Annotated in this window: 12 protein-coding genes; 4 read left to right on the top strand and 8 right to left on the bottom strand. The window is 58.0% G+C overall.

Features of this window, described 5'->3' with window-relative positions; translation table 11 throughout:
- Positions 1 to 10: 10 nt before the first annotated feature.
- A complete protein-coding gene (locus tag JM93_RS00410) occupies positions 11 to 1,339 on the bottom strand; it encodes a cytochrome-c peroxidase (RefSeq protein WP_208994843.1) in 1,329 nt (442 codons plus the stop codon).
- An 18-nt stretch (positions 1,340 to 1,357) separates the two neighbouring features.
- On the opposite strand from JM93_RS00410, the gene JM93_RS00415 reads away from it, so the two are divergent.
- Positions 1,358 to 1,828 carry a tetratricopeptide repeat protein gene (locus tag JM93_RS00415; RefSeq protein ID WP_244300731.1) on the top strand — a complete coding sequence of 157 codons (471 nt, stop codon included), beginning with the start codon at positions 1,358 to 1,360 and terminating at the stop codon, positions 1,826 to 1,828.
- 6 nt (positions 1,829 to 1,834) lie between these two features.
- Here the strand turns inward: JM93_RS00415 and JM93_RS00420 are convergent, their stop codons facing one another.
- From JM93_RS00420 to JM93_RS00450, 7 genes are all read right to left on the bottom strand, one after another.
- Positions 1,835 to 2,638, bottom strand: a complete 804-nt coding sequence (locus JM93_RS00420; protein ID WP_145340088.1) for an ORF6N domain-containing protein — start codon at positions 2,636 to 2,638, stop codon at positions 1,835 to 1,837.
- 141 nt (positions 2,639 to 2,779) lie between these two features.
- Positions 2,780 to 3,838 (bottom strand): TRAP transporter substrate-binding protein, encoded by a 1,059-nt coding sequence (locus JM93_RS00425; protein WP_145340089.1) that lies wholly within the window; start codon positions 3,836 to 3,838, stop codon positions 2,780 to 2,782.
- Between the two features lie 25 nt (positions 3,839 to 3,863).
- Positions 3,864 to 5,153, bottom strand: coding sequence for a TRAP transporter large permease (locus tag JM93_RS00430; RefSeq protein ID WP_145340090.1), 1,290 nt, complete (start codon positions 5,151 to 5,153; stop codon positions 3,864 to 3,866).
- Entirely contained in the window at positions 5,153 to 5,743 is a 591-nt protein-coding gene (locus tag JM93_RS00435) for a TRAP transporter small permease (RefSeq protein WP_145340091.1), read from the bottom strand. The genes JM93_RS00430 and JM93_RS00435 overlap by 1 nt, the downstream gene beginning before the upstream one ends.
- A gap of 54 nt (positions 5,744 to 5,797) precedes the next feature.
- Positions 5,798 to 6,316: a flavin reductase family protein gene (locus JM93_RS00440; RefSeq protein WP_145340092.1), complete on the bottom strand. Its 519-nt coding sequence runs from the start codon at positions 6,314 to 6,316 to the stop codon at positions 5,798 to 5,800.
- Positions 6,316 to 7,206 (bottom strand): aldo/keto reductase, encoded by an 891-nt coding sequence (locus JM93_RS00445; RefSeq protein ID WP_145340093.1) that lies wholly within the window; start codon positions 7,204 to 7,206, stop codon positions 6,316 to 6,318. Before JM93_RS00445 ends, JM93_RS00440 begins: the two co-directional genes overlap by 1 nt.
- Entirely contained in the window at positions 7,206 to 8,360 is a 1,155-nt protein-coding gene (locus tag JM93_RS00450) for an LLM class flavin-dependent oxidoreductase (protein ID WP_145340094.1), read from the bottom strand. Before JM93_RS00450 ends, JM93_RS00445 begins: the two co-directional genes overlap by 1 nt.
- 101 nt (positions 8,361 to 8,461) lie before the next feature.
- Between JM93_RS00450 and JM93_RS00455 the strand changes: the two genes are divergently transcribed.
- The 3 genes from JM93_RS00455 to JM93_RS00465 all read left to right on the top strand — a co-directional run bounded on the left by JM93_RS00455 (position 8,462) and on the right by JM93_RS00465 (position 11,352).
- Positions 8,462 to 9,172 (top strand): GntR family transcriptional regulator, encoded by a 711-nt coding sequence (locus JM93_RS00455; protein ID WP_145340095.1) that lies wholly within the window; start codon positions 8,462 to 8,464, stop codon positions 9,170 to 9,172.
- 10 nt (positions 9,173 to 9,182) lie between these two features.
- Complete coding sequence (locus JM93_RS00460; RefSeq protein WP_145340096.1) at positions 9,183 to 10,304, top strand: Gfo/Idh/MocA family protein; 1,122 nt, start codon at positions 9,183 to 9,185, stop codon at positions 10,302 to 10,304.
- A gap of 427 nt (positions 10,305 to 10,731) precedes the next feature.
- Positions 10,732 to 11,352 (top strand): substrate-binding periplasmic protein, encoded by a 621-nt coding sequence (locus JM93_RS00465; RefSeq protein WP_145340097.1) that lies wholly within the window; start codon positions 10,732 to 10,734, stop codon positions 11,350 to 11,352.
- The last annotated feature ends 90 nt before the right edge of the window (positions 11,353 to 11,442 follow it).

The raw sequence follows: 11,442 nt of genomic DNA on the forward strand, positions 1-11,442 counted from the left end.
GTCCTTGTTGTTATTTGTCGATCGGCAGTCCGCTCGGGACAGTCTGAGGAATTCCAAGAGGTGGGGAGGCGACGGAATCTGTGCCTGTAAGCGCTTTCATAAATGCCACTATAGCATCGATTTCGGCATTCGAAACAGGGGTCGGCACGACGTCGCGGACGCGTTTTTGGCGCGCCAACTCGCGGCTGTCCTGCCAAACCACAAAATCGATTGCCTCCAGCCAGGGGGCAGAGGGCAGATCAGCGAGTTCCGGCCTCCACCGGGCCAGCATTCCGTTAGGGTCGAGATGATGGCGGATAATGCCCTCCAGCGTTGGGTAGGCGCCGTTGTGGCCGTACGGAGCGGTCAGTTCGACATTGCGAAGCATGGGCGTGCGGAAGCGGTACGCGTCTTCCAGGCGGTCGCTTTCGGCCATGCGCCCGGTATCGCGCACCATGGGATCAAACCGCCGGGTGCGGCCCGGACCGAAGGGAGGAAGGCCGAGGGCATGGAATTTCTGATCGCTTAGAAGCGGGCCGGAGTGGCAACGCGCGCACCCGGCTTTCCCGAAAAACAGATCAAGGCCTTGTTTTTGCTGGTTCGAAAGCGCGTTGGAATCGCCCGCCAGATACCGGTCGAACGGACTGTCGAAGCTTTGCCACTCGGTTGCCTGGAAAGCGGCCAGTGCATTGGCGATGTCGACGATCGTGACGTCTTCGGGCGACTTGATATGGTCGAAAGCACCGACAAATTTCCGTCCGTAGTCCGGGATCACACGCACGCGCTTGGCAAGAATCGGCCAGGCCGCATCGATCCGGTCGTGAACGGCACCGGCAATCTCGTTTTCCTTCGGGTTTCCGGCCATCTCGAATTGCGCAACCAGGGGAAAGACGGCCTGGGCGGCGAGCAGGGAATTGAACCCTGTCGGCAGCCACTCCTCTGCAGGTGAATTGAAGCCGTTTTCGTAAATATCGCTGACGGACAAGCGCCCGTCATGAAACGTGACAGTCAATTCCCTGGCGCCGAGATTCCAAAGGCCTGGGGCGTTCCGGGGAATACGCTTTTTTATGCGGTTTTCGCCGCGCCCAGCCGTGCGTTTCGGTCCAAGTCCGTCTCCGCCTTCCCCAATGCCAAGTGACAGACCGTCGCCTGTCCCGAAAGCCGGGTGATGACACGTGCCGCAGCTGATGTTCTTGTTGCCCGACAGGATCTTGTCGTAAAACAACAGCTGCCCGAGCGCGGCCTGCTTCTGATCGAACACGATGAAGTCGTAAGCGGTCAGCGGCGGCGGAAGAACCGGTTCCGAGTGCGCCGCATCGGCGTATGTGCAAAGGCTTAAGGCCAACAGGGAGAGCGACAAGACACAATGAGAAACCTGTTGAGCGCCAGTCTTTTCGGAATGCTTGTTGCGACGGGTGCTGCCTTTGCAGAAATCGAGGATGCGCGCGACCTGATGGAAGAGGGGCAGTTCCAAGCCGCCTATGAAGCGCTTTGGCCTGCCGCCCGTTCCGGCAATGCCGATGCGGAGGAGTTGATCGGCGTCATGTATGCCATGGGTCTCGGTGTCGAGCGGGACGATCAACGGGCGTTTGAATGGTATCTGCGCAGCGCCATGAAGGGACACCCGGGCGCTCAATCGGGTGTTGGGTGGTATTACGAGGTGGGGCGCGGGATGCCGGCGCCTGATCTTGTGCGCGCTTACATGTGGTACACGCTGTCGGCCATCGGAGGCGATCCGGATGCGGCCATCTCGCTGGAGGAGGTCGTCAAGAAAATGACACCGGAAGAGATTGAAAAAGCCCATGTTCTTGTCAGCGACTACAAGGTCTGGATGTATCCGTTCCGCTGAGCCGCTTCAGCCTCCCAGGTCTTTCAGCACCGCCAGGAGCCCATCCACGCTGCCATTTTCCATGTAGCGCTGAACTTCGATGACGATGCGCAACTGCTTCGCGAGATAGGCAAGGCGCCTGTGATCGTTTTCAATATGCTTGGCCGTGACCTCTGCGTCGATGGCTTCGGCCTCTTTTAAGAGCTTTTGGATCTCGGCCAGCGTTTTTTCGTTCTGCACCCCCTGTTTGCGCAGATGCGCCTTCACCGCATTCAACCCTTCAAGCGCAATCGCCCGCGCTTCATCGCGCACTGTCGTGTCTGATGCCGGATCTGCTATGGCGTCCAGAACCCTTCCAAGAGCCGCGTCCAGTTTGACAAGCAATCCCTCTTTCGTCCCATCCGGAGCGGGCAGGGCATCCTGTTTGGCGACCAGCGCCTGAGAGGCTGCTTTCGGGCCGATACCGGACTTTCGGGCTGCAACAAAAGTCTTGATGATGAACCGGGTTGCATCAACAGCCTCAGGCGTGCGGATTATCGTTGCCGCCATTGCCGCCCCATGTTCGGTGAACACCCAGGGTGGTGTCCGGCGTCCGCCATGGCCACTTGATGTACCAGATTGGTATATCAAGATTTCCGCCTCATCTTCAGTCAGTTGAAAGGCATAGCCGCCCTCAAACCGCTCCAGATGCGCCTTGACACGCTGATTGAATTTTGAGGTCGACAGGCCGAACAGGCGGGCAAGATCTGAGTCAAGCACGACCGCTTCGTCGCGGATTTCATAAATTTGCGGCGGTTCAAGCTTGGTAATCGGTGAAGAAGCGGCGGCCATGAGCTATTCCGGTGTCAGAGATCTCGAATGGGTAGCATTTGACGGCCGTGCTAATCTACTGGTTGTTTTAATGAAATTTGGTTTGCTGCCGGTTGCGAAAAAATGGGGCCGGAAATCCGGCCCCTTCGCAAGCCTTTGCGGTCAGTTCAGATCGGCCTGACGATCAGAACCAACTTCCCGTTCAGCTTCTGCCACGGCCTCGGTGAGCGCACCGAAAATTTCGTCGCCGCGGGCAACATTTTCCTTGAACCAGTCATAGACCGGGGTTGCGGCTTCCTTGAAAGCTTCCTTTTGCTCGGGGGTCGGAACATAAAGATCGCCCCCGCCTGCAACAAAGTCCTCATATGCCTGGATCGATTTGCGCTTCGGGGACGCGAAGGTTGCCTGTTGAAGCGCATAAAAGCCGTCGACCACGACACGGCGCATATCTTCCGGCATCGACAGGAATTTCTCGTTGTTCATCCACCACAGGGCGCCCATGTAAGCATGGCCGTCCAGCGTGACATATTGCAGGCCGGCATCGGGGAACTTCATGCCCATAATGTCGGTGATGCCGTTCTTGGACCCTTCGACAACACCGGTCTGGAACGAGGTGAACAGCTCCGGCCACGGGATCGGGGTCGGGGAGGCGCCAAGCGCCTTGACGAGCTCCTGCGGCAGGTCCGCAACGACGGTGCGGATCTTCAGGCCCTCCATGTCGGCCGGCTCGGCGATGCGGCGCTTCGTGTTGGCGAAGTTGCGCCACCCGCCCGTGTTGCCCACGGTCATCAGCCGGATCATGTTGTCGCTGTCTTCAAGGGCCATATCGCGCATGGTGCGCGTAAAATCGCCCTGAAGCACATGCTCTGCGATGCGGTCATCGGCCATCAGATACGGCAGGTCGAGAACCTGAACGTATGGAAAGATGCCCGACGCCCCGCCAGAGGTGGAGATGTAAATATCGATGGAGCCGTCTGCCACACCTTGCAGACATTCGGCACCGTTTGAGCACAGCTGTGTACCGATGAAAAGCTCGACTTCGATCGCACCGTTCGAGGCTGCCTCAACATAGTTCTTGAAGACAACGAGGCCGTCATAGTCTTCATCGTTCTCATTCGAGTTTGCGGTCGCGCGCAGCGTATAGTCCGCAGCTGCGGCGCTGAGCGCTGACCCGGCGAGCATTGCCGCCACCGTCAGGCATTTTAGGGTCGATTTGAGCATGAATAGTCCTCCCTTGGTGCTCAAGTCAGTTTGCAAATCCGGTCAAACGCGGAATTGTCATGGAAAACGCCGGGAAATAGGTGACCAGGAAGATCACCGCGATTTCAACGGCCAGAAACGGCAGGATCGCCTTTGAGATGGTCTCGACCTTTTCGCCCGACACAGAGGCTGCGACGAACAGCACAAGCCCCATGGGCGGCGTCGCCAGCCCGATGGTCAGATTGACGCTCATGATGATCGCAAAATGAATCGGGTCTACGCCAAGATCGAGGAAGATCGGCCCGAGGATCGGTCCGAGAATGATGATTGCCGGGCCTGCATCCAAAAACATGCCGACGATGAACAGCAGGATGTTGATCAGGAACAGCAGGATAAGCGGGTTTTCCGACAGGCTGAGAATGAAGTCGGCGAGGATCTGCGGCGCATAGGACAAGGAGACGACTGTCTTGAAGGCCATGGCAGCCCCGACCAGCAGCAGCACGACGGCGGATGTGATGCCGGCCCGGTTCAAGACGTCGGGAATGTCGCCCACTTTCAGGGTACGCAGCACGAACAGGCCAATGATCAGCGCATAGGCGACCGCAACAGCCGCAGCCTCCGTGGGCGTGAAGATACCGCCGAGAATGCCGCCCATGATAATGACCGGGGTCATCAGCGGGAAGAATGCTTTCAGCGAGGCCTGCCCGCGCTCACCCCATGTGGATTTCCGGCTCGCGACCGGAAAATCATACTTGTCCGCCAGAACCTTGATCATGACCATCAGACCGATGCCGACCATGACACCGGGAACGATGCCGGCAAGGAATAGGGCCGCAACGCTCTCGCCCATGACATAGGCGTAGATGATCATGATGCCCGATGGTGGGATGATCGGGCCGATGACCGAACTTGCGGCCGTGATGGCTGCCGCGAATTTACGAGTGTAGCCTTGTTTTTCCATGGCCGGGATCAGCATGGAGCCGAGCGCGGACGTGTCGGCCACGGCGGAGCCGGACAGGCCGGCAAACAGCATGGAAGACAGAACGTTTACATGGGCCAGCCCGCCGCGCAGATGGCCCATCAGGGCCTGGCTGAACTCGACCAGGCGCAGCGTGATGCCGCCGCGGTTCATCAATTCTCCGGCCAGCATGAAGAACGGGATCGCCATGAGAGGAAAACTGTCCATCCCATTGTAAACATTGCGGTATAGCAAGGTGATATCGCGTTCCTGGCCATTCAGCCACAACAATATGCCCGGGGCGGCCAGCAGCCCGAAAAACACCGGGAGGCCAACCATGAGAAGCACAAGAAAGACGGGCAGAAACCAGATCAGCATTATTCGGCTCCTGCCATCTCGGCATCGGGGATCGCCGGCAACTCCTTGGAGCCACCGAGCAACTTGATCAGGTTGCGCAGGATCAACTCGATATTGACTGAAATGAGCAGAGCGACGCCGACCAAAAGCGAGGCCATCATCCAGCTGCGCGGAATACGGAACCATTCGGAAAAGCCGAGGTTCAAGGGCAGGTACAAGGATGCTGTGGCGAACTTGCCGCCGAATCCGGTGACTTCTTTGTAGCCAATCTGCACGGCAACGGTCAGAACCGTGAGGCAGACAATGAGCAGGAACAGGTTCAGCAGGGCGCCAATTGTCCGGGGCAGCGCCAGCGGGACCATGTCGATGGCAACAAAGCCGCCGCGCCGGAAGGCTGTTGGGGCCACCAGCCCGGTCATCCAGAGCATGCAGAATCGCGCGGCCTCATCGGGCCAGGGCAGGGCGTTGTTAAAACCGTAGCGGAAGACGACCTGAATCAAAATGGCGACCACCATGGCCGCCATGGCCACAACACCGATGGCCCGCCCGATTTTCAGGACGAATGCGTTAAACCACCCGAGCGGCTTGAGCACCGCCAGCAATGCGCCCATGTGGGCCCTCCCATTCAAAACGGCGGCCGTTTTGAAGGCCTGCCGCAATGCGCCTTATTTTTTGTGCGCCAATTGGCCGAGTTTCCCGGCGTAAAATGTCAGCGCGTCCCCCTCGCGCATTTCAGCTTTCACCACCTTACCCAGAACAATCAGGTGATCGCCACCTTCATAAGCGGCCACGCGTTCACATTCGAAGCGTGCAAGGCAATGTTCGATCAGGGGAACCCCCCGTGCATTGCTGGTCAGTTCCAGGTCGTCGAATGCATGCGCATTCTTTGAAAAGCCGTGACACAGCTCTGCCTGGTGGTGGCTGAGAATGTGGATCGCGTAGTGTTCGGCCGGCTCAAAGTAGCGGAAGCGGCGCGATCCCTTGTCTGGTGCCCACATGACCAATGGCGGGTCAAGTGAAACGGAGGAAAAGCTGTTGGCCGTGATCCCCACAGGCCCGTCCGGGGTGGCTGTGGTGACAACGGTGACGCCCGTTGCAAACCGCCCGAAAGCATCCCGCAGGAGGCGGGTGTTTTCAGCGTCCGGCGCAAAGGTGACAGGATGATTGGATGTCTGCATGGTCATCAGGGCACCTCTTTTCCAAGGGCCGCCTCGTACAGGCGGTACCAGGTTTCGCGATCCAGCTTGACTTTGATGGCGTCGGAGATCTTGCCGATGCGCTCCAGATTGTTGGTACCCATGACCGGGATGATTCCGGCCGGATGTGCCAGAAGGAACGCGATTGCAACGGCGGACCGGTCGACGCCCGCATCGGCCGCGATTTCATCCAGAACGCTGCCGAGTTGGCCCTGGCCGGTCATCACGGATCCGCCGCCAAGCGGCGACCAGGCCATCAGGCGGGTTCCAAGTTTTTGGTGGAAGGCCAGATCGCCATTGGTGAACGGGCCGATTTCCGACAGGCTGATTTCGATCTGGTTGGTCGCGAGCTTCGTCGTCATCGCCGACTGCAGCAGGTCCCAGTCCCATGGGCGGAAATTCGACACGCCGACGGCGCGCACCTTGCCGCTCTTGACGAGATCGTCGAGCGCTGAACCTGTCTCATGGTGGTCCATCAACGGGTCGGGACGATGGATCAGCAGAAGATCGATCGTGTCGATCGCCATCTCCCGGAGCGAGGTCTCGACCGATTGTTCAATATGAGCACGCGAGGTGTCGTAGTGTTTCACGCTTGCAGATGCATACCGCCCCATCGGGGCGATGATGTCGCATTTGGTAACGATTTCCATCTTCGCCCGCAGGGACGGGTTGGCCTTCAGGGCGGCGCCCAACAAGGCTTCGGCCTGATAGCCGCCGTAAATATCTGCCTGGTCGAAGGTGGTAATACCCTGGTCGAGACAGGACTGGACTTTGGCTTCAACATGCGCCGGCGACGTGTCGGTGCCGTCGCCAAGACGCCACATGCCATAGACCAATCGGCTGAATTCCAGATCCGGGGTCAGGGAAAGGCGTTGCATCAGCGTCGGACTCCATTGCCAAGAGGTGTTGCGGGGGTGTCGACCGGAACGCGGCCGTAAGCGTGCGGAAGGGATATGGTCTTCAGGTTCGGCATGACGCGGGATCCGAAATGCTCCGCCTCCTCGATATGCGGATAGCCGGAGAAGATGAAGGCCCGGATACCCATTTTCTGATAGGTTTCGATCTTGGACATGATCTGATCGGTCGAGCCGACAAGCGCGGCACCGCAGCCGGACCTCGCGCGGCCAACACCGGTCCAAAGATTCTGCTCGATGTAGCCGTCGTCATCGGCCACATCCCGGTTTTTCGCCTGATGACTGACGCCCAGCGATTTGGCATCCAGCGCGCGTTCGCGGATTTCCTTGCCCTGATCGGCATCCAGCTTGGAAACGATATAGTCGGCATATTCGCGCGCTTCCTGTTCGGTATCGCGCACAATCATGTGGACCCTCAGCCCATAATCGAGTGTCCGGTCATATTTTTCTGCAACCGCGTTGACCGCTTTCATGCGGCCTTCCAGCTCCTCGGTCTTTTCCGGCCACATCAAATAGACATCGCAGTGCTCGCCGCACAGGTCGAGCGCGTCCGGCGAGTATCCGCCGAAGTAGAGCAGCGGTCCGCCGGTCTGATAGGGGCGTGCCGGATCCGTCGTCAAACCCTTGAATGAATAAACCTGGCCCTCGTGGTTGATTTCGTCGCGGGTCCAGGCCTGCTTGAGGATCTGAACCACCTCGCGCGAGCGCTGGTAACGGTAGCTGCTGTCGGCTTCCTCGCCCGGAAAATTCGACGAGATGATGTTGACCGTCAGACGGCCTTTCAGCATGTGATCGAGGGTCGCGATGGTGCGTGCCAGCATGATCGGCTGCATCTCGCCGCAGCGCACTGCAGCCAGCATGTTGATGTGCTCTGTGATCGGTGCGCAGCCGGCCACGAAAGACAGTGTGTCCTGGCCGACCTGGTAGGAAGATGGGCAAAGAATGTTGCGAAAGCCCTGTATTTCAGCCGTTTTTACGATCTCAGAACAGTGCTCCCAGGACGAGCGCAAGTGACCTTCGGGGATGCCGAGAAACTGGTAGTCGTCCGAGCAGAGCGCTGAAAACCAGGAAACTTCCGCCCCATCCAGATCTGGTGATGTGACCGGGACTACGGTCATATGTGTTCTCCCCAAATTCCGTGTCGTTTTTTCTTGCGTAGCATCCGCTTTGATGTAAATCAATAGTGTATCAATTTTTGGAAGACAGGTTGTTGCACCTCATGAATTCCGCGTCGCAAAGCGCGAATGCCCTGCCGCTTTATGTTCAGATCAGCGAGCTGCTGATCCGTGACATCGCGGCTGGGCGCTTGATTGATGGCGAGCGTTTGCCGCCCGAACGGGACATGGCGAACGACCTCGGCATCTCGGTTGGCACGTTGCGCAAAGCCTTGGCCGAATTGACCGATAAAGGGCTCCTGGAACGGGTTCAGGGATCGGGCAATTACATCCGGCAGGCTGGCGAGACCAACAGCGTTTACGCCATGTTCCGGTTGGAATTGCATTCCGGCGGCGGGTTGCCCCGCGCCGATATCCTGAGCGTCGACCGCCTTGAAAAGCCTGCGGATCTCAAACACTTCGGCCTTGCCGAGACCGGTACCCGAATTCGCCGTTTGCGCTATTTGAACGACGCGGTCATCGCTGTTGAGGAAATTTGGCTGGATGCCAGCGCAGGACTGCTCACCCTGGAGCAGATTTCGGATTCGCTTTATCACACCTACCAAAAGCAGCTTGGCTTTTGGATTACCCGGGCAGAGGACAGGGTCGGGATCGGCGCGGTGCCGGATTGGGCGCCCGACCGGTTCCCGAAAGAGCCCGGAGCCGTCACCGGCTACATTGAGCGGCTCAGCTGGTCGAACGGACCAGTGCCCATAGAGTTTTCAAAAACCTGGTTCGACCCGGACAAGGCGCTCTACGTGCAGCGTCTGAAGTAAGGAGCATTGAATGTCCGCGACTGTAAACTACGGCATCATCGGCTGTGGCATGATGGGGCAGGAGCATTTGCACAATATCGCATTGCTGCCCGGCGCCCGCGTCAGCGTAATATTTGAGCCCGATGTCGAAATGGCCGCCCGCGCAGCGCGCATTGCGCCAGACGCGCAGATGGTCGGGTCTGTCGCCGAACTGCTGGAGGTTTCCTCTCTCGACTGCATTTTGATCGCCAGTCCGAACCACCATCACGTCGCTCAGATGGAGGAAATCCGCGCCACCCGTCCGCTGCCGCTTCTGGTCGAAAAGCCGCTGTTCACCGATCCGCAGGATCTGCAGCGTCTGGAGGCATTCCGGGCGGCTTATCCCGCGCCCGTGTGGGTGGCGATGGAATACCGCTACATGCCGCCAATCGCCGCCTTGATCGAGCGCGCCCACGAGGCGACCGGAGGTATTTCCATGCTGACAATCCGCGAGCACCGGTTTCCGTTTTTGGACAAGGTCGGCGCCTGGAACCGGTTTAACCGCTATTCCGGCGGCACATTCGTTGAAAAATGCTGCCACTTTTTTGATCTGATGCGCCTGATACTGAAATCCGAGCCGGTGCGGATCATGGCCTCGGGCGGGCAGGCGACAAACCACTTGACCGAGCGCTACGAGGGGGAAACGCCAGACGTTCTGGATCATGGTTATGTAATCGCAGAGTTCCAGAGTGGCGCGCGCGCCATGCTGGAACTTTGCATGTTTGCTGAGGGCGCAAGATATCAGGAAGAAATCTCAGCTGTTGGACCTGCGGGGAAAATCGAAGCCTTCGTTCCCGGACCGGGCAGGTTCTGGCCGCCGACCCTTGGCCAGCCGCCAGTCCCGCAACTTGTTGTCAGCCCGAGAGCACCGAAGGGGCCTCAGGTGATCGATGTGCCGGTTGATCCGGACTTGCTTGCTGCCGGGGACCACAATGGGTCGACCTTTTATCAGCACGAACGGTTTTTGGCGCTTGTGCGCGGTCAAACGGCGGTGCCTGAAGTCTCCTTGGAGGACGGTTGGCGCGCTGTTGCAATGGGCCTTGCTGCCCAGCAGTCTGCCCGTACCGGGCAGACCGTTCCGGTTCAACTGGGCAAACTGTCGTCTGCTGCCTGAGGCAATCTGGTTTCGGGCGATGGCTGGATGTGAGCAGTGAGGCGGCGGGCAGCCGGAGCCTGACGGCCGGCGGTGTTTGTTGGGTCGTTTCGGTCAAGTGTTGCGCGTTGGTTACAATTTTAAGCTTTTTGCTCAATAGGTCTTTAAGCTCAATATAATACCAATATCGATATTTGTTCGTTCGGCTTAAAACGGATGTGCTATACGTAAAGCTGCTGCAACTCCATACAAGCGCCCAGTCTAAACCGAGAGGTGTCGGATTGTGTTTCTACACGGAAACTTTCCTAAGACGTTCTTTTGCATGTGGATTGCCGTCTGTTGGGTTTTCTTTTCCATTGAGGCGAAGTCAGACAATCCGGTTCGTCTGACCGTCGATTTCCAAGATACACAGCCAAAGTACGGGTCAACAGACCCGTAGGCTTCCGGCATATGTCCCGATCTTTACCGCGCTATTGAAGCCCACCTGGGTGGCAAAGTTGTCTTTGAATTTCCCGAACAATTTACCCCGCGAAAACGCATGCTGGTCAACCTTGATCAGGGGACGTCGGATCTAGATTGTGGTGCTGCTAAAAACGCCTCTCGGGAGCAGCGCTTCATCTTCAGTTCACAGCCGCTTTACAGTGTTTTCCATGTGGTTGGCGTTCGTGCGTCAGAGGCACCTCCGGCGCAAAGTTTTGAAGACCTTTCAAAACACGGTTCCCCAATCGTAGCGTTGCGGGGAGCCGGAGTGACCCGTTTTCTCGAGCGAAAAATGGCGGGCAATGAAAAGCCAATACTGGTTCAAACGCCAGATGAGGCGTTGCATCTGGTCGCTGAAGGACGCGTGAAAGCGTTTTATTATCATAGTCTTGGCTTAAACTATTATCTCGACCAGGAGTGGAAAGACAAAGGGTTGATCGTCGCGCCAGCCAAGTTCCACTCCTATGACCATTGGGTCATGTTTAGCCGCCATTTGCCCGAAGATGTGGTGGTGATGCTGGATGCAGCCATTTCACACCTGGTTGAGACAGGGGCAGTCGAAAAGATCCTTAAGCGTTACACCAACTAGCGGTCTTGTTGGGTTTTTGCGCCGGCATCAGGGCTGAACGGAGCAGCTCGCCGGATTTCGATAGCGTCTTTCCAACTTCTTGCCGCCCCT

Origin of the sequence: Roseibium hamelinense, from assembly GCF_007830545.1 — a bacterium.
Classification (GTDB): domain Bacteria; phylum Pseudomonadota; class Alphaproteobacteria; order Rhizobiales; family Stappiaceae; genus Roseibium; species Roseibium hamelinense.

Coding starts and splice junctions, on each gene's coding strand:
- JM93_RS00420 (WP_145340088.1), bottom strand. CDS start 2,638: ATGGCCGCCGCTTCTTCACCGATTACCAAGCTTGAACCGCCGCAAATT.
- JM93_RS00425 (WP_145340089.1), bottom strand. CDS start 3,838: ATGCTCAAATCGACCCTAAAATGCCTGACGGTGGCGGCAATGCTCGCC.
- JM93_RS00430 (WP_145340090.1), bottom strand. CDS start 5,153: ATGCTGATCTGGTTTCTGCCCGTCTTTCTTGTGCTTCTCATGGTTGGC.
- JM93_RS00435 (WP_145340091.1), bottom strand. CDS start 5,743: ATGGGCGCATTGCTGGCGGTGCTCAAGCCGCTCGGGTGGTTTAACGCA.
- JM93_RS00440 (WP_145340092.1), bottom strand. CDS start 6,316: ATGACCATGCAGACATCCAATCATCCTGTCACCTTTGCGCCGGACGCT.
- JM93_RS00445 (WP_145340093.1), bottom strand. CDS start 7,206: ATGCAACGCCTTTCCCTGACCCCGGATCTGGAATTCAGCCGATTGGTC.
- JM93_RS00450 (WP_145340094.1), bottom strand. CDS start 8,360: ATGACCGTAGTCCCGGTCACATCACCAGATCTGGATGGGGCGGAAGTT.
- JM93_RS00455 (WP_145340095.1), top strand. CDS start 8,462: ATGAATTCCGCGTCGCAAAGCGCGAATGCCCTGCCGCTTTATGTTCAG.
- JM93_RS00460 (WP_145340096.1), top strand. CDS start 9,183: ATGTCCGCGACTGTAAACTACGGCATCATCGGCTGTGGCATGATGGGG.